Below are 17,835 nucleotides of genomic sequence, written 5' to 3' on the forward strand. Positions count from 1 at the left end.
AGATTGGGGCAATTACTCGCCCCCGTCAAATTATTGCTGGCTTTCTTTGCGCGGCTGACGCAGAACTTCGTTAATCTGCGGCTTATCGACCGGACCGGTGATGCGATAGCGCAGAATCGACACTTTGCTCCACAATGGTCCCAGAACCTTACTGGCAGCAAACACCGCCGCGCCGACAATCGGATTGACAGCAAACGCAGCGGCAACGCCTACGGTGGCAGAAATTTCCGGCGCGACAATGGCTTCCATATCCAGCTCCCGGCGTACCAGGTTCACCGAGCCTTTCATCGCAATGTCTGCCTCCAGACCGTCCACCAGCGTGTCATCGGTATGCATCACGCCATCTTTGATCCAGGCCGTGCTGCGAATCGAGTCGAAATAGAAACCTTCGCTGAAAGTATCGCTAAAATCAAAACGCAGTTTACGCAGCAACGCATCAAAGCTCAGCAGTCGCAAGAGTTGCCCCGCATGTCCAGTGCTGAGTTCAGTAAGCTCACCTTTGCCCAACCGGGTACGCAAAATCCCATTCAGCGAAGCTTCATCTGGATCCCATGGCGGGTTACGCCAGTGCAGGTCATACTCCACGTTGAACGAAGAGTTACGAATCGGGGTCGATACGCCAAAGAAACTGGCAGCGGAGTCAATTTTACTGCCGCTCAGTTTACCCTTCAGTGACGTTCGTTCTTTGCCCGGCGCGTTCACCCACACACCATCGGTGGTCAGTCTGGCAAAGCCTGTATCCAACAGACCGTTACTCAGCGTTAGCGTGTCGCCTTTAATCGCCACATCGGCATCAATACGCCCATATTTCTGTCCCCACATCCAGCACTCGGCACAGCGTAACTGAACATCCGGCCAGCCGCGGAAGCTGACGTTGTCCACGGCGGAAAACGGCGAGGCTGGAGTACTATTCAGTGGTGCTTTCGTCGGCGACGCTTTCGCCGCGCTGGGGTTGTAATAAAGATACTTAATATTGGCCAGCCACGGCGCATTATTGCGCATAGCCAGCGTGGCATTAATTTCACGTCCCTGCGCCTGCACGATGGAGCCATTGCTCGCAGGCTCAGACACGATACTCAAGTTATTCCACTGCTGACCGCCCAGGGATAACGATGGCGTACGCACCGTGATGCGCTGCGGGAAGTTGGCGTTGGTGCCAACGTTATCTGCTGCGCCTTTCTGGAACAACGCCAGCCATTGCGCGCCATCCATAGGGGGAAGGTTAAGCTCAATGCCTTGCTGATCGGGTAACGCGGGCACGGTGCGGCTTTCCGACGTCCAGATTGCGCGGTCAAGCGTCAGTTTCTGATTCAGCAGCCAGCGGCTGTTAAAGTGGTTCTTACTGCCCGCGTTGCCGGTCAGTTCAAAACTGCGCAGATTGCCGTTGGCCTTAACGTTCACCGGTAACGCCTCACCGGCTGCCTTATTCAGCGGAGCAGGTAAGTGACTACTTACATTCTTCAGGTCGCCTTTAAGCTCAATGTCGTAGGTCGGTCCGGCATGATACGGAAGATCGATACCCACCTTGCCATTCCACGCCATGCTGCCGCTTAAGGCATCGTTGACCTGCGCTGGTAAAATCCCCATGCGGGTTGGCTGCCAGTCGCCTTGCAGGTTCACGGCTACCTGATAGGCTTTCGCCCCTTCGGTGGTGGAGAAGTCGACGTTCAGCGGCTGATTAAACCAGTTCGCCGTCATCGGCTCGCTCTTCAGATCGCCGTTGATAAAGCTGAATTTACCATTCAAATTCTTCAGCGTGCTGTCGAGCGGTTTAATAAACAGGCTGTTATTACGCAGGTTGACATCGCCTTTGGCGGTAACCAGCGAGCCGTCTAGCGGAATATCCAGATGTAAGCGAGCATTCACATCGCCGTCAATCTGCAACTGCTCAAGCGTAGCGCCGAGGGAGTCCTTCAACGGCGTCTCATCAAAATAAGGTCCGACCGCCTTGCCCGGCCCGTTGATATCGGCATCAATCAGCAGTTTTTCTTTAGCATAGTCGGGAATATTAGCCGTCAGGTTACTGGCCTTCACGCCGCCTAAATTGACGCTATCCGTCTTCATCCACAGACCATCGTTAATGAAGTTCAGTTCAATATTGAGATCGGTTAGCGCAGGCCAGTCGGGCTGGAAAGCAAATTTCGCCTTACGTAGCGGCACCAGAACCTGAAATTGCCCTTCGTTGTGCAGATACGGGAACAGATGCGGGTTACCGCCATACACCAGCGTGGCGTTATCCGCTTCGCCGCCCTGAATAGCGCCGCTGAGGTAGTCAACCAGCTCTTTGCCCATCAAGTTTTCCGGGAAATAGCGCCAGGCCTGAGAGCCGTCGTCGGTGCTAATGCCAGCCAGAATGCCTAACCACGGTTCATCTCCAGTGGGCTGCAGATAGCGAAAACCACCGCGCGCGCGTACCGCTTTCGCTTTAACATCGATGTTGCGCCCATCTAACTGAAAACCTTTATCATTTTTCAGCCAGCTTAGCGTCGCCACGCCGTTCTCTATTTCCAGCGGCGCGCGGAAGACAGTTTCATACGGCATTTTGGCTTGCTTCATGGAGGCGGTGAGCGCCCCATTTTCAACACTGCCCGCAAGCGTACCGGAGAAATGCTCAGCCCCCGGTAACAACTTCCACTGTTTCCAGGCCAGATTGGTCCACGATGACAGGATGCGGGTTTTTTCTGTCGCCTGTAACGGGATATCCAGCGCCAGCACATCTATTTTGCCGCTCGGCTGCGTGGCGCGCCAAATATCACCCAGCGCAGGCGATAACCGGGACGCCATCGGGCGCAGACCTTCTAATCCGGCCAGATCCAGATTGCTGGCACGAATGCGAAGCTCGTCGCTGCGCTTGTTATTCTCACCACCGACTTCCTGCTCAGGGATCCAGGCCAGCGTTAATGCGCCGCTCGGCCAGGGTTTATCATCCATGGTAATACGAGTATCGGGAATAGAGAATTGCCAGCCCGCCTCTTCACGGCTGATGTGCGCCGTCAGATTATCGACGGAGAGCGTGTGCGTACGATTTTCACCCAGCCAACTTGCTCCACCTTTTTTCAGCCAGACATCGCCACCAGAAACGACGCCTTTGCTGATCGTCATCCATGCTTCCAGACTAAAACGCGCGGTTTGTAGCGCGACATTATCCTGCATCCATTTGCCCAACCACGGTTTGACGTCAATGTCGTCTGCCTGCAACCAGACCCGACCATTATTCAATAGCCCATTATCGTCGCGCAGATCCATCCTCACCTGCATAACGCCGTGCTGTCCGGTCAGGCTGGAGAGGCTGACCTGACCCTCGGCGCGATGCCGATTTTTATTGTTCAGCCAGGTAAGCTGTGGGATCGCCAGTTCAGCACGTTGGCCTGAGAGGGTTATAAAGCTGATATGACTGTCGCGTAGATCGAAATGATCAAACTGACGCAGGAAGAGATTGCTGAGATGGTCGGTTTCAATTCCATCTCCGCCTTCACTACGCTGGATAGGAGTATTGGTGCGCAACTGCAGTTGCCAAAAGGTGAGATCGCGAAACTGCCAACGCATGTGCAGCAAACTTTGCCAGACATCCAGCGCCAGCGTGACGCGTTTTACCGAAAATTCTCCCCCATCTTTTAGCTGCGCTTGGATATTACGCGCTTCAAGCGTAGGACCGAAATTTTGCCAGCTGGCAGAAAGCTGACTGGCGGAAACAGGTAGACCTGTAGCGGATTCAATCTTGCCAAGAATGGCTGGACGCCAGCTATCAAGATGAGGTAACGCAAGGCGCAGTCCACTGACCAGCAGCGCTGCGATGACAACGAATGCGGCTCCAGTGAGCAGTAATATCCCCGGCAATCGCCTCACGCACCTCTCCTTGTCTACCAAAAAATATGACTCACACCCCTTGAGTGAATATTGCCGGATGACGGCGCTTGCGCCTTATCCGGCCTACATGCGCGGGTGCCACTACACGATTTACATCATGACGACGTCGAACTGCTCCTGGTTATACAGCGGTTCGATTTGTACTTTGACCTGTTTGCCGACAAAGATCTCAACCTCCGCCAGCGCATGTGACTCTTCACCTTTCAGGGTTTCAGCCACTGCCGGAGAGGCATAAACCAGGAAACGATCGGAGTCATATGCATGGTGTACCCGCACGATTTCGCGCATGATTTCATAACATACGGTTTCCACCGTTTTCACCGTACCACGCCCATGGCAGGTTGGACACTCGTTGCACAATACATGTTCCACGCTTTCACGTGTGCGTTTGCGCGTCATCTCCACCAGGCCCAGCTGTGAAAAACCGTTAATGCTGGTTTTTACACGATCCTTGCTCAGAGCCTGCTCCAGGGAGTGCAGTACCCGGCGACGGTGATCTTCATTATTCATGTCGATAAAATCGATAATGATAATGCCGCCGAGGTTACGCAGACGCAGCTGACGAGCAATGGCCTGCGTTGCTTCAATATTAGTATTAAAGATAGTGTCGTCGAGATTACGATGCCCAACAAACGCGCCGGTATTGATGTCGACGGTGGTCATCGCTTCAGTTTGATCGATGATCAGATAACCGCCGGACTTCAGCTCAACTTTGCGTTCCAGCGCGCGCTGGATTTCATTCTCTACGTCAAAGAGATCAAAAATAGGCTGACGCCCGCTGTAATGTTCCAGCTTGCTGGTCATCTCGGGGATATATTCCGCCGTAAATTCCAGTAACGCCTCATAGGTCAGACGGGAGTCGACGCGGATGCGGTCAAGCTGCGCATCGGCAAAGTCACGCAACACGCGCTGTGCCAGTGCCAGTTCACCGTACATCTGGTAGCGCGTTTGTGGGCGCTTTTTACGCTCCATGACTTTTGTCCAGACGCGCTTCAGGTAGGCAGCATCCGAGGCCAGATCCTCTTCGCATACGCCTTCTGCCGCCGTGCGAATGATGAAACCACCCTGCTCATCGCAGTAATCCGCCACCACTTTTTTCAGACGTTCGCGTTCCGTTTCGCTTTCGATACGTTGGGATACGCCAACGTGCGAGGCCCCCGGCATAAAAACGAGATAACGGGAAGGAAGCGTGATGTCCGTCGTCAGGCGTGCGCCCTTCGTTCCCAAAGGATCTTTTACCACCTGCACCATCAGATCCTGACCCTGGCGCACCAGTTCAGAAATGTCGCGTACGGTGAACTGTTTTTGTTCTTCACCCGCCACGCATTCGGTGTGCGGCATGATGTCAGAAGCGTGAAGAAATGCGGCTTTATCCAGTCCAATATCTACAAAAGCCGCCTGCATACCCGGAAGTACACGACTTACACGACCTTTGTAGATATTGCCTACGATTCCGCGTCGCGCCTCACGTTCAATATGAATTTCCTGCAGAATACCGCCATCAATGTAAGCCACCCGAGTTTCCGATGGCGTTACGTTTACCAACAATTCAGCCGTCATGTTTATCCCTTTTCTCACGCAGTGCGTTAAAATTGGTCAGCAACTCATACGTTTCTACCAGCGGTAAGCCGACTACGGCGTGATAGCTGCCATTTATCTTCCTGACAAAACAGCCACCCAACCCTTGAATACCGTATGCACCTGCTTTATCCATTGGTTCACCGCTGGCAACATAACCCGCGATGTCCTCATCGGTTAGTGCTCTGAATGTCACTTCCGTCACTACCAGGCAGTCCAGACTGTGCTGGCAATCGGCCAGTGCCACGGCCGTCATAACTTGATGCGTTTTGCCCGACAGTTTGCGCAGCATTGCTGCGGCGTGGGCAGCGTCGTGCGGTTTTTCCAGCACTTCGCCATTAAGGATAACGATGGTATCCGCACCCAATACCGGCAAATCGCGCGGTGCCAGCGCTACACCAGCCTGCGCTTTTTCGCGCGCCAGACGGGAAACGTACTGCTGCGCACTTTCCTGCGGGTGCCGCTGTTCTTCAATCCCAGGGATCAGCCGTTCAAACGTAACACCAAGCTGAGCGAGCAACTCCTGACGACGTGGAGAACCTGAAGCAAGATACAGAGTATTCATATCAACCTTATTGCACCGCAAACTGCTGACGGACTTTACGCATCAGTAAGAATAGCCATGGCCAAAGCACGCCATTCACTACACTACTCCAGAACACTTCAGGTCTGAAAGAGACGTTGATCACTAAAAACTCGGCCCAGAAAACAATAATATCCACGACCAGTGATAACAACATGACCACCAGCGCCTGTTGCCAGAGCGCGAGGTTTCGGAATAGCTGGAATTTCAGCGCGACCAGATAAGCAATGATACTCATCGACAATGCGCGCACGCCAAGCGTGGAGCCGCTGATGAGATCCAGTATGGCACCCACCACAAATCCCGTGCCCACATTTACGCGATGCGGCAGCGCCAGGATCCAATACAACAAGATGAGCAGTACCCAGTTTGGCCGGAAAACCAGAATGTCATCCGGCCAGGGCATGACTTGCAGCAACAGTGCAATAAGGAACGAGAGCCAAATAACCCAACGTCCCTGGCTACGATAGCTTGCCACTTACTGTCCTCCCGGCTTACGCGGAGCAGGTTGTGGCGGCGTGGTATCCACAGGCGCAGGAGTCACACCTGTTGCAGGAGTTGGCACTGGCGCAGGCGGCCCCATGGCATCTGGTGCTGGCAGAACTTGCGGCATCATTTGCATCAGACGTTCATTGGCAACGCGGTGTACTTCTTCCGGCGTCATCGGGTTCGCGCCATTACGATCGGCACCCCACAACAGCAACAGATAGCGCAAACGCTGCAGACCCGCGGTCGGGCGAGCCTGAATCACGGTATAAGCGCGCTGAGTGTCCAGCTTAACGGAAGAAACAACAGCAACCGGATAACCTTCAGGGAAACGTCCGCCCAGACCCGAGGTGACCAGCACATCGCCAACGCGAATGTCGGTATTGGCCGGCAGGTGTTCGAGCTGAAGATCGTCAGTACAGCCGTTACCCGCAGCGATCACGCGAATATCGTTACGCAGAACCTGAATGGGCAGCGCATGCGTCGCATCGCAAATCAGCAGCACGCGGCTCGTCAGTTTAGCCACCGCCACGACCTGACCCACAACGCCTTTGTCACTAATAACCGGCTGACCTTCGTAGACGCCGTTAACGCTCCCTTTGTCGATCACCACCTGATCGCTGTAAGGGTCATTAACCGTTGAGATGACCTGCGTCACCATCTTTTGTTCGTCCTGACGCAATGGCGATCCCAGCAGCTCGCGCAAACGCGCGTTCTCCTGTTTGTATTGCCCCAGCATCAGCAGTTCGCTATTTTTCAGCAGCAGTTCCTGACGCAATGCCCGGTTTTCAAGTTCGAGTTGGTCACGCGAAGCCAGCGTTTGCGACACGCCGTCAAGTAATTCACGAGGACCATTTGAGATAAAGTAGAAAGGACTGACGGCGGTATCCATGTACGTTCGGATTTGACTAAACGTACCCAAGCGGCTGTCGGCAATAATAACGCCGAGCGCCACCAGCACCGCCAGAATAAGGCGAATCTGTAGCGAAGGGCCACGGCTAAAAATTGGCTTCATAGTCTATGCGTATTCTCGTATCAGAGCGGAAGGGCAACCCGCGGGGGCTACCCAACCTGCATCCGATTACTCTTCGCTGAACAGGTCGCCGCCGTGCATGTCGATCATTTCCAGCGCCTTGCCGCCGCCGCGCGCCACGCAGGTCAGCGGATCTTCAGCAACAACAACTGGAATACCGGTTTCTTCCATTAACAGACGGTCAAGGTTACGCAGCAGCGCACCGCCACCGGTCAGCACCATACCGCGTTCGGAGATGTCAGACGCCAGTTCCGGCGGGCACTGTTCCAGTGCAACCATTACCGCGCTAACGATACCGGTCAGCGGTTCCTGCAGGGCTTCCAGAATCTCGTTGGAGTTCAGGGTAAAGCCGCGCGGAACGCCTTCAGCCAGGTTACGACCGCGAACTTCGATTTCGCGCACTTCGTCGCCCGGATAAGCGGAACCGATCTCGTGTTTAATACGTTCTGCGGTCGCTTCACCGATCAGAGAACCGTAGTTACGACGAACATAATTAATGATGGCTTCATCAAAGCGGTCGCCGCCAATACGAACAGAAGAGGAGTAAACCACGCCGTTCAGGGAGATAACGGCAACTTCAGTGGTACCACCACCGATATCAACAACCATTGAACCGGTTGCTTCAGAAACTGGCAGACCCGCACCGATCGCAGCCGCCATCGGCTCTTCGATCAGGAAGACTTCACGAGCACCTGCGCCCTGAGCTGATTCACGGATCGCACGGCGTTCAACCTGAGTTGCTCCAACCGGTACACACACCAGTACGCGCGGGCTTGGGCGCATGAAGCTATTGCTGTGCACTTGCTTGATAAAGTGCTGGAGCATTTTTTCAGTCACGAAGAAGTCAGCGATAACGCCGTCTTTCATTGGGCGAATTGCAGCGATATTGCCCGGCGTACGACCCAGCATCTGCTTCGCGTCATGACCTACTGCAGCCACGCTTTTCGGCGAACCGGCACGATCCTGACGAATGGCCACAACAGAAGGCTCATTCAATACGATGCCTTGTCCTTTTACATAAATAAGGGTATTCGCGGTACCCAGGTCAATGGACAGGTCATTGGAAAACATGCCACGAAATTTTTTCAACATACTAAGGGATAATCCTGAAAGCTGGGGCGGAAAACAAAATCCGCTTACTTTACCAACCACACGCAGCAGCGACAAGGCGCAAAAATCATCTGCTACGGTGAAAATTAGTGCAGTTCGTTTCCTTTGTTACAAAACCGGCCTGAGTCCATCAGGGCTGAATAAATCAGCAGCACTCCTCGCTTTTGTTTGCAACCTGTCAAAGGTCATTCACCTGCATGTTTGCTGTTACAACCTGGCGAGCAGGCAAGCACACCCCCAGAAGGCACAGCGCGCGTTATTCTACGTGAAAACAAATTAAACGGCAGGTTAAACCGAGTATCTTTGCGAATATTTTTTCACGTTAGTGTCAAGTGGTTGTGATGCAGCAAAAAAATCCCCTTGCCCACCCGCAACTCCGCGTTCTGTCAGCGTATGCCACTCACTACGCGAACGTACGCCCGTAGCGTAAACCTGCGTGGGTGTTCCCGAACAGGCCTCCACCAGGCTTTGAACCAGAAGCTGATTTTCCGTTCGCTTATCAATGTTCCTCACCAGACTTGGATGCAGCTTCAATAACTCAACGTTAAGCTCTTTAATCCAACTGGTGCTCACCAGCGTTAACCCCGCCTGCGTAACGGCAATACGCACGCCCAGCGCATTCATCAATCTGATGACGGGCTGTAACCGGCTGATATGTTGACAGACATCTGCCTCAGCAAGTTCAATAATTATGCGTTTGCGTAATGATTTTTCGCACTGCATCAGCGTATCACGCAGCCAGCGCTGAAAACGTGGGCGAATAAGCGATTCAACCGTTATCTGCATCGCCAGATTTTCCTGCGGCCAGTAACCCAAAAGCAGGGTCAGACGGCTTATCTGCAAACGGTCATACTCTTCAGCCAGGCCAAATTGAAGGACCATCGGCATATATTCCGCCGAAATGACCTCTTCGTTACCATCAAAAATACGGCACATCAGCTCCCGATGGTGCACCCGCCCTTCACGGGTTACTGCAGGCTTTTGATAAATTCTCGGCCCGCCCCGGCTGAGCATCTGTTCGATCAGCGTTCGCCAGCGTACGTTGCCCCGACCTTTTTCCGGCAGCGAGTCATCATAGACCGACCAGCTATTTCCGCCCTGCAATACCGAATTCCGCGTGGCTGCTTCAGCATGATCCATCACTTGCTCCGGCGACTGACCGCTGCGGCAAACGCAAATGCCAATATGAACCATATCGGCACGATCGATCATTTTATTAGTCGGAAGTGCATCTACCGCTTTTAATAATTGCCCGGCAATACTTTCCGCCTCTTTCAACGTGCGGTGTGGCAGCAGGATGGCAAAATCGCTACGGTGGTAACGCGCAAGCAACGCGCCCGGATAGCGCGTCATAAAAGTCGACAACAAATTGATCAGCGTCGAGATTTGTTCTTCCGCGAGGGTGATTCCCCAGCTATCGCGCAGCAGCGTAAAGTCCGGCAGGCGTACCATCATCACGACGCCATGCGAGCCTACTTTTTCCTGATCTTCCAGCAGCGTGGCCAGTTGGTTATCAAAGAACAGGCGGTTGCTTAGCCCAGTTTTTGTGTCCTGCGCGACATAGGAACGAATCAGCGTATCCAGGCGGCTGCGTTGCTCGCGAGCATTTTGAATTTCAGTCAGCAGCATATCGAGCGCACTGCTGGTGCGCGCAGGCCATTCATAGACCGTTCCCCGCACGTTCGGCCCACGTTCGCCGTTCAGAATACGTGTGGAACGAATCTCCAGCAGCTCCTGACCCGAAAGCTGGCGCTGAAGCCAGCGCACAGACAAAAAGAGCATCAGAATAATGAAAGCAATGGCTATCGTGAGCGGTGCGGTGGTCAGTAGCGAATGGAAATAGTTACCCATCGGATCCTGATAAACCAGACGCAATGACATGCCCGGATGCTTGACCAACGGTACGGTGATCTCGCGGTAGAGATTGTTCGTCCCTGCCGGTCGGTAGCTACTGGTGCGCGAGTGGTCATACACCACGTGTTCGCCCTGCAACAGTTCGATGCGCACGATATCAACAGAAACCATCAGCTCATCGATTTGCGGGGTTAACGCAACGACATCTCTGGAGACCAGATGCGTATCAATCGCCGTCGCGACCGCCTGCACGCGCGTGGTGAACTTATATTGAATAGCGTTATAGAAACTCAGCGAACAGCCGATCAGAGTCACGAAGATCGTTAACCCAGTAAGCAGCGTGACAAAAGCTGAAAATTTCGTCGTTAATCGCATCCTTGTGTTAACTCCGACAGTTATGAAACAGGCCTGAAAGTGATAAAGCGACCCAAAAATGCAAAACTGAACGCAAAATCCGTCCATTTATACATACAGTGTGGGCATACTACCAAATCAGGTATATCTGGCAATTTATTGCGCAGAATCGGCATCATGTTTTGATTAGCGAGTATAGTCTTCATTAATAATTTTCCAATCCACTATACGAATTGAGGACAGGTTATGCAGGCTTTGATCTTAGAACAGCAGGACGGAAAAACCCTCGCATCCGTTCAACCCCTCGACGAAAATCAGCTACCTGAAGGCGATGTTACGGTGGATATCCACTGGTCAAGCCTGAACTATAAAGATGCTCTGGCTATCACTGGCAAGGGTAAAATCATTCGTAATTTTCCGATGATTCCTGGTATCGATTTCGCCGGTACCGTGCGTGCAAGCGAAGATCCCCGTTTTCATGCGGGTCAGGAAGTGTTACTGACCGGCTGGGGCGTGGGTGAAAATCATTGGGGTGGACTGGCAGAGCGCGCACGCGTGAAAGGCGACTGGCTGGTTGCGCTGCCAAAAGGACTGGATGGGCGTAAAGCCATGGTCATCGGTACCGCCGGCTTTACCGCTATGCTGTGCGTAATGGCGCTTGAAGATGCAGGTATTCGCCCGCAAGACGGTGAAATTGTCGTCACCGGCGCCAGCGGCGGCGTGGGCAGCACAGCCGTTGCGTTACTGCATAAGCTGGGTTATCAGGTTGCGGCGGTTTCGGGCCGTGAAAGCACCCACGACTACCTGAAAAGCCTGGGCGCTAACCGTATTCTTGGCCGCGATGAGTTTGCCGAGTCTCGTCCGCTGGAAAAACAGCTGTGGGCTGGCGCGGTGGATACCGTTGGCGACAAAGTTCTGGCAAAAGTTCTGGCGCAGATGAACTACGGTGGCTGCGTTGCCGCCTGCGGCCTGGCGGGTGGTTTCGCTCTGCCGACCACGGTGATGCCATTCATTCTGCGTAACGTTCGTTTGCAAGGAGTGGACTCGGTGATGACCCCGCCGGCACGCCGTGCAGAGGCCTGGGCGCGTCTGGTTAAGGATCTGCCGGAATCTTTCTATGCTCAGGCGGCAACGGAAATTACGCTGGCTGATGCGCCGAAGTTCGCCGATGCCATCATCAATAACCAGGTGAAAGGCCGTACGCTGGTGAAGGTGAAGTAACAGGCCCTGGCGCAGAAATTTACACTTAATTAACCAAATTTCGCGGCACATCTACAGACTCCCTGCCATATTAACTACGCGTCCCCTGTCAGTTATGACGCGTAAGCCGGGAGTCTGTTATGAAGAAATTACGTCCATTTACAGAAGCCGACGTCACTGATGAGTCGGCTTTTTTTATGCAGCGCCGCCAGGTACTAAAAGCATTAGGGATCAGCGCTGCCGCCTTGTCTTTGCCCCTCTCTGCACAGGCCGATCTTCTGAGCTGGTTTAAGGGCAACGATCGCCCGCCCGCTCCTGCAGGTAAGCCGCTTGATTTCAGTAAGCCCTCCGCCTGGCAAAATTCACTTCCTTTAACGCCTGCGGATAAGGTTTCTGGCTACAACAACTTCTACGAGTTCGGTCTCGATAAAGCGGATCCGGCAGCCAATGCAGGCAGCCTGAAAACCGATCCGTGGACGTTGCAAATCAGTGGCGAGGTGGCAAAACCACTCACCCTCGATCACGATTCGCTGACCACCCGTTTCCCGCTGGAAGAACGGATTTATCGGATGCGCTGCGTGGAAGCCTGGTCAATGGTCGTGCCGTGGATCGGCTTTCCGTTACATAAACTGCTGGCGCAGGTTGAACCCACCAGCAACGCAAAGTATGTCGCGTTCGAAACGCTGTACGCACCGGATGATATGCCGGGACAGAAAGATCGCTTTATTGGCGGCGGGCTAAAATATCCCTATGTTGAAGGACTGCGTCTGGATGAAGCAATGCACCCACTCACACTGCTTACTGTGGGGGTTTATGGTAAGGCCCTTCCGCCACAAAATGGCGCGCCCATTCGCTTAATTGTGCCGTGGAAATATGGATTTAAAGGCATTAAGTCGATCGTGAGTATCAAACTCACGCGCGAACGCCCTCCGACAACCTGGAATCTGGCCGCGCCCAATGAATACGGATTTTATGCCAACGTGAATCCGCATGTCGATCACCCCCGCTGGTCCCAGGCCACTGAGCGTTTTATTGGCGCAGGCGGTATCCTGGACGTACAGCGTCAGCCCACGCTGATGTTTAACGGCTATGCCGAAGAGGTTGCATCACTGTATCGCGGACTCAATTTGCAGGAGAATTTTTAAGTGCGTCTGACCGCAAAGCACATTATCGGGCTGAAAGTTTGCCTGCATCTTGCCGGTTTATTGCCGTTTGTCTGGCTATTTTGGGCGGTAAATCACGGCGGCCTGAGCGCCGATCCGGTCAAAGATATCCAGCACTTTACCGGTAGGACAGCTCTGAAATTCTTGCTGGCGACCTTGCTGGTCTCTCCACTCACGCGCTACGCTAAACAGCCATTATTGATACGCACACGTCGTCTGTTAGGGCTATGGTGTTTCGCTTGGGCAACGCTGCATTTAACCAGCTACGCACTACTGGAGCTGGGCATTAATAATCTGGCGTTATTAGGGCGGGAATTACTTACGCGACCTTATTTAACATTGGGCGTTGCTAGCTGGGTCATATTATTCGCCCTCACCTTAACGTCTACGCAAGCTGCACAGAGAATGCTGGGTAAAAAATGGCAGTATCTGCACAACTTCGTCTATCTTGTGGCGATCCTGGCACCCATACATTATTTGTGGTCGGTAAAAATTATCTCCCCTCAACCGATTATTTATGCAGCGCTCGCGGCGGTGCTGTTAGCGTGCCGTTACAAGAAGTTTCGCCAGTGGTGGCGGTAGTTTCACGTTATGTGCAGTGCGTTGCAAAACACGGACGATCCGATTTTCTTTACATGTTAACGGTTGATTATCTTCCCTGATAAGACCAGTATTTAGCTGCCAATTGCTACGAAATAGTTATAATGTGCGACTTTGCTATCCCCGGTAGCGTTTTTAAAGCGCTGAAAGGGTGACAATCGCATATTGAAGGTATATTTTGTCTTTTACCCGAAAATGGCAGAAGATAGCCGCACAATGACTAACAAGTCTGGCAATCTCATTTAATGGCAGCAGCACCCAGTGCAGCGCCTGAGATGCGTGGCATCTTGTCACTCACTGTTATAAAAATGCTATACAGACGGCGGTAAAACGCTTGTCACAATCTCACTAAACAAAGAGTACGGAACCCACTCATGGATATTCGTAAGATTAAAAAACTGATCGAGCTGGTTGAAGAATCAGGCATCTCCGAACTGGAAATTTCTGAAGGCGAAGAATCTGTACGCATCAGCCGTGCAGCGCCAGCTGCAAGTTTTCCGATGATGCAACAGGCTTATGCTGCACCAGTGATGCAGCAGCCAGCTCTGTCTAACGCTGTCGCACAAACTGCCTCTCCAAGTATGGAAGCTCCGGCAGCAGCGGAAATCAGTGGTCACATCGTACGCTCCCCAATGGTTGGTACGTTCTACCGCACCCCGAGCCCGGATGCGAAAGCGTTCATCGAAATCGGCCAGAAAGTGAATGCGGGCGATACCCTGTGCATCGTTGAAGCCATGAAAATGATGAACCAGATCGAAGCCGACAAATCCGGCGTAGTTAAAGCGATTCTGGTAGAAAGCGGTCAACCGGTAGAATTTGACGAGCCGCTGGTCGTCATCGAATAACGAGGCGAACATGTTGGATAAAATTGTTATCGCCAACCGCGGCGAGATTGCCTTGCGTATTCTTCGTGCCTGTAAAGAACTGGGCATCAAGACTGTCGCGGTGCATTCAAGCGCGGATCGCGATTTAAAACACGTATTGCTGGCGGATGAGACGGTCTGTATTGGCCCGGCAGCATCCGTAAAAAGCTATCTGAACATCCCGGCTATCATTAGCGCTGCTGAAATCACTGGCGCGGTGGCAATTCACCCGGGTTATGGCTTCCTCTCTGAGAACGCCAACTTTGCTGAACAGGTAGAACGTTCCGGCTTTATCTTCATCGGCCCGAAAGCCGACACCATCCGCCTGATGGGTGACAAAGTGTCCGCAATCACCGCGATGAAGAAAGCAGGTGTACCAACAGTCCCAGGCTCTGACGGCCCGCTGGGTGATGACATGGACGCTAACCGCGCTCATGCTAAACGCATCGGTTATCCGGTTATCATCAAAGCCTCCGGCGGCGGCGGCGGTCGCGGTATGCGCGTCGTGCGCAGCGATGCCGAACTGGCACAATCCATCTCCATGACCAAAGCGGAAGCGAAAGCGGCTTTCAACAACGACATGGTTTACATGGAGAAGTACCTGGAAAACCCACGCCACATTGAGATTCAGGTGCTGGCAGACGGTCAGGGTAACGCAATTTATCTGGCAGAGCGTGACTGCTCCATGCAGCGTCGTCACCAGAAAGTTGTCGAAGAAGCACCAGCACCGGGCATTACTCCGGAACTGCGTCGCTACATCGGCGAGCGTTGCGCCAAAGCCTGTGTTGATATCGGCTATCGCGGGGCGGGTACTTTCGAGTTCCTGTTCGAAAACGGCGAGTTCTACTTCATTGAGATGAACACCCGTATTCAGGTTGAACACCCGGTAACCGAAATGATCACCGGCGTTGACCTGATCAAAGAGCAACTGCGCATCGCAGCGGGTCAACCGCTGTCCATCAAGCAGGACGAAGTTGTGGTTAAAGGCCATGCGGTAGAATGCCGTATCAATGCCGAAGACCCGAACACCTTCCTGCCAAGCCCGGGTAAAATCACGCGTTTCCACGCGCCGGGTGGTTTTGGTGTGCGTTGGGAGTCTCATATTTACGCAGGCTACACCGTACCTCCGTACTATGACTCAATGATCGGTAAGCTGATCTGCTATGGCGAAAACCGCGACGTCGCTATCGCCCGTATGAAAAACGCCTTGCAGGAACTGATCATCGACGGTATCAAAACCAACGTTGACCTGCAGATCCGTATCATGAATGACGAGCACTTCCAGCACGGTGGAACCAATATCCACTATCTGGAGAAAAAACTCGGACTTCAGGAAAAGTAAGCGTGCGTTAACCAAAAAGGCCGGAAATTCCGGCCTTTTGTTTTTCTCCCCTCCCGCACGTGCCATAAGGTACAATCCCCGCTTTCTTTATCCACAAGGGACAAAAAATGGACGCTCGTTTTGTTCAGGCCCATAAAGAGGCGCGCTGGGCGCTGTGGCTAACCCTTTTATATCTGGTTACATGGTTAGTGACCGCTTACTTACCTGATTCAACGCTGGGTTTTACCGGCTTACCGCACTGGTTCGAAATGGCCTGCCTGCTAACGCCGCTGGTTTTCATCGTGCTGTGCTGGGCGATGGTGAAGTTTATCTATCGCGACATTTCGTTGGAGGATGACGATGCAGCTTGAAGTTATTTTACCGCTGGTCGCCTATCTTCTGGTGGTCTTCGGTCTTTCTGTTTACGCCATGCGTAAGAGAGTGACCGGTACCTTCCTGAATGAATATTTCCTTGGCAGCCGTTCCATGGGCGGGGTCGTGTTAGCGATGACGCTAACGGCAACCTACATTAGCGCCAGCTCGTTTATTGGCGGTCCTGGCGCTGCTTACAAATACGGACTGGGATGGGTGCTGCTGGCGATGATCCAGTTGCCTGCCGTCTGGCTCTCATTGGGGATTCTTGGTAAGAAATTCGCGATTCTGGCGCGTCGTTATAATGCTGTTACCCTCAACGATATGCTGTTTGCGCGCTACCAGAGCCGCCTGCTGGTGTGGCTGGCGAGTCTCAGCCTGCTGGTCGCGTTTGTCGGAGCAATGACCGTACAGTTTATTGGCGGCGCACGTCTGCTTGAAACCGCAGCGGGCATTCCTTACGAAACTGGATTGCTGATTTTTGGCGTCAGTATCGCATTGTATACGGCGTTCGGCGGATTTCGCGCCAGTGTACTGAACGATACCATGCAGGGTATGGTGATGCTGATTGGAACTATCGTTTTGCTGGTCGGCGTCGTCCATGCTGCCGGTGGCCTTAGCAATGCGGTGGTAACCCTGCAGACTATCGATCCTAAACTGGTCTCGCCGCAGGGCGCTGATGACATTTTGTCACCCACGTTTATGACCTCATTTTGGGTATTGGTGTGTTTTGGCGTAATTGGCCTGCCGCATACGGCGGTACGCTGCATCTCTTATAAAGACAGTAAAGCGGTACACCGCGGCATTATCATCGGCACCATAGTGGTGGCGATCCTGATGTTTGGTATGCATCTGGCGGGTGCTCTGGGACGGGCGGTAATCCCTGACCTGACGGTACCAGACCTGGTTATCCCTACGCTGATGGTCAAAGTCTTGCCGCCGATCGCTGCCGGGATCTTCCTTGCGGCTCCCATGGCCGCGATCATGTCGACGATCAATGCCCAATTGCTGCAAAGTTCCGCTACGATCATTAAGGATCTGTACCTGAACCTTCGTCCGGAACAGCTTAAAAATGAAACCCGGCTGAAGCGCATGTCAGCCGTGATTACCCTATTGCTGGGCGCGTTACTGTTGCTGGCCGCCTGGAAACCACCAGAGATGATTATCTGGCTGAATCTGCTGGCGTTTGGCGGGCTGGAAGCCGTCTTCCTGTGGCCGCTGGTGCTGGGCCTCTACTGGGAGCGGGCAAACGCGTCAGGCGCATTGAGCGCGATGATTGTCGGCGGCGTGCTTTATGCTTTACTCGCCACCTTTAACGTTCAGTTCCTGGGCTTCCATCCAATCGTGCCCTCGTTACTGATAAGCTTGCTGGCTTTCCTGATCGGCAACCGTTTCGGTTCCGCCGTCCCGCAAGTCGCCATATTGACTACTGATAAATAAAGAGTTTTGCC

Annotated in this window: 14 protein-coding genes; 7 read left to right on the top strand and 7 right to left on the bottom strand. The window is 53.2% G+C overall.

Translation table 11 applies throughout. From position 1 onward, the window contains the following. Positions 1 to 30 precede the first annotated feature (30 nt). The 7 genes from yhdP to csrD form a co-directional block, all read right to left on the bottom strand. Positions 31 to 3,846: an AsmA2 domain-containing protein YhdP gene (yhdP, locus tag G4551_RS21460; RefSeq protein WP_003839893.1), complete on the bottom strand. Its 3,816-nt coding sequence runs from the start codon at positions 3,844 to 3,846 to the stop codon at positions 31 to 33. A 111-nt stretch (positions 3,847 to 3,957) separates the two neighbouring features. Next, positions 3,958 to 5,427 (bottom strand): ribonuclease G, encoded by a 1,470-nt coding sequence (gene rng / locus G4551_RS21465; RefSeq protein ID WP_003025190.1) that lies wholly within the window; start codon positions 5,425 to 5,427, stop codon positions 3,958 to 3,960. Continuing rightward, positions 5,417 to 6,010, bottom strand: coding sequence for a Maf family protein (locus G4551_RS21470; protein WP_003839891.1), 594 nt, complete (start codon positions 6,008 to 6,010; stop codon positions 5,417 to 5,419). The genes rng and G4551_RS21470 overlap by 11 nt, the downstream gene beginning before the upstream one ends. A 7-nt stretch (positions 6,011 to 6,017) precedes the next feature. Beyond that, complete coding sequence (mreD, locus tag G4551_RS21475; RefSeq protein WP_003025196.1) at positions 6,018 to 6,506, bottom strand: rod shape-determining protein MreD; 489 nt, start codon at positions 6,504 to 6,506, stop codon at positions 6,018 to 6,020. Next, positions 6,507 to 7,529, bottom strand: a complete 1,023-nt coding sequence (mreC, locus tag G4551_RS21480) for a rod shape-determining protein MreC (RefSeq protein ID WP_003025198.1) — start codon at positions 7,527 to 7,529, stop codon at positions 6,507 to 6,509. Between the two features lie 66 nt (positions 7,530 to 7,595). Further along, positions 7,596 to 8,639: a rod shape-determining protein MreB gene (gene mreB, locus G4551_RS21485; protein WP_000913396.1), complete on the bottom strand. Its 1,044-nt coding sequence runs from the start codon at positions 8,637 to 8,639 to the stop codon at positions 7,596 to 7,598. A 306-nt stretch (positions 8,640 to 8,945) separates the two neighbouring features. Beyond that, positions 8,946 to 10,886, bottom strand: coding sequence for an RNase E specificity factor CsrD (gene csrD, locus G4551_RS21490; protein ID WP_003839888.1), 1,941 nt, complete (start codon positions 10,884 to 10,886; stop codon positions 8,946 to 8,948). Between the two features lie 225 nt (positions 10,887 to 11,111). Between csrD and acuI the strand changes: the two genes are divergently transcribed. The 7 genes from acuI to panF all read left to right on the top strand — a co-directional run bounded on the left by acuI (position 11,112) and on the right by panF (position 17,824). After that, positions 11,112 to 12,086, top strand: a complete 975-nt coding sequence (acuI, locus tag G4551_RS21495; RefSeq protein WP_003839886.1) for an acrylyl-CoA reductase (NADPH) — start codon at positions 11,112 to 11,114, stop codon at positions 12,084 to 12,086. Between the two features lie 119 nt (positions 12,087 to 12,205). After that, positions 12,206 to 13,210 (top strand): protein-methionine-sulfoxide reductase catalytic subunit MsrP, encoded by a 1,005-nt coding sequence (gene msrP, locus G4551_RS21500; protein WP_003839884.1) that lies wholly within the window; start codon positions 12,206 to 12,208, stop codon positions 13,208 to 13,210. Then, positions 13,211 to 13,810: a protein-methionine-sulfoxide reductase heme-binding subunit MsrQ gene (gene msrQ / locus G4551_RS21505; RefSeq protein WP_003839882.1), complete on the top strand. Its 600-nt coding sequence runs from the start codon at positions 13,211 to 13,213 to the stop codon at positions 13,808 to 13,810. Positions 13,811 to 14,202: 392 nt separating this feature from the next. Further along, positions 14,203 to 14,673, top strand: a complete 471-nt coding sequence (accB, locus tag G4551_RS21510; protein WP_003025210.1) for an acetyl-CoA carboxylase biotin carboxyl carrier protein — start codon at positions 14,203 to 14,205, stop codon at positions 14,671 to 14,673. A 10-nt stretch (positions 14,674 to 14,683) separates the two neighbouring features. Further along, entirely contained in the window at positions 14,684 to 16,033 is a 1,350-nt protein-coding gene (accC, locus tag G4551_RS21515) for an acetyl-CoA carboxylase biotin carboxylase subunit (RefSeq protein WP_003025213.1), read from the top strand. A gap of 107 nt (positions 16,034 to 16,140) precedes the next feature. Next, positions 16,141 to 16,383 carry a YhdT family protein gene (locus tag G4551_RS21520; RefSeq protein WP_003025216.1) on the top strand — a complete coding sequence of 81 codons (243 nt, stop codon included), beginning with the start codon at positions 16,141 to 16,143 and terminating at the stop codon, positions 16,381 to 16,383. After that, the gene (gene panF / locus G4551_RS21525; protein ID WP_003839880.1) at positions 16,373 to 17,824 is read left to right on the top strand and encodes a sodium/pantothenate symporter; all 1,452 of its coding nucleotides are present in this window, start codon (positions 16,373 to 16,375) and stop codon (positions 17,822 to 17,824) included. The genes G4551_RS21520 and panF overlap by 11 nt, the downstream gene beginning before the upstream one ends. Positions 17,825 to 17,835: the final 11 nt, after the last annotated feature.

It is taken from the genome of Citrobacter freundii ATCC 8090 = MTCC 1658 = NBRC 12681 (assembly GCF_011064845.1).
Classification (GTDB): Bacteria; Pseudomonadota; Gammaproteobacteria; order Enterobacterales; family Enterobacteriaceae; genus Citrobacter; species Citrobacter freundii.

Excerpts from the sequence above, each read along its gene's own strand:
- rng (WP_003025190.1), bottom strand. The coding sequence starts at position 5,427 with ATGACGGCTGAATTGTTGGTAAACGTAACGCCATCGGAAACTCGGGTG.
- G4551_RS21470 (WP_003839891.1), bottom strand. The coding sequence starts at position 6,010 with ATGAATACTCTGTATCTTGCTTCAGGTTCTCCACGTCGTCAGGAGTTG.
- mreC (WP_003025198.1), bottom strand. The coding sequence starts at position 7,529 with ATGAAGCCAATTTTTAGCCGTGGCCCTTCGCTACAGATTCGCCTTATT.
- mreB (WP_000913396.1), bottom strand. The coding sequence starts at position 8,639 with ATGTTGAAAAAATTTCGTGGCATGTTTTCCAATGACCTGTCCATTGAC.
- csrD (WP_003839888.1), bottom strand. The coding sequence starts at position 10,886 with ATGCGATTAACGACGAAATTTTCAGCTTTTGTCACGCTGCTTACTGGG.
- acuI (WP_003839886.1), top strand. The coding sequence starts at position 11,112 with ATGCAGGCTTTGATCTTAGAACAGCAGGACGGAAAAACCCTCGCATCC.
- msrP (WP_003839884.1), top strand. The coding sequence starts at position 12,206 with ATGAAGAAATTACGTCCATTTACAGAAGCCGACGTCACTGATGAGTCG.
- accB (WP_003025210.1), top strand. The coding sequence starts at position 14,203 with ATGGATATTCGTAAGATTAAAAAACTGATCGAGCTGGTTGAAGAATCA.
- accC (WP_003025213.1), top strand. The coding sequence starts at position 14,684 with ATGTTGGATAAAATTGTTATCGCCAACCGCGGCGAGATTGCCTTGCGT.
- G4551_RS21520 (WP_003025216.1), top strand. The coding sequence starts at position 16,141 with ATGGACGCTCGTTTTGTTCAGGCCCATAAAGAGGCGCGCTGGGCGCTG.
- panF (WP_003839880.1), top strand. The coding sequence starts at position 16,373 with ATGCAGCTTGAAGTTATTTTACCGCTGGTCGCCTATCTTCTGGTGGTC.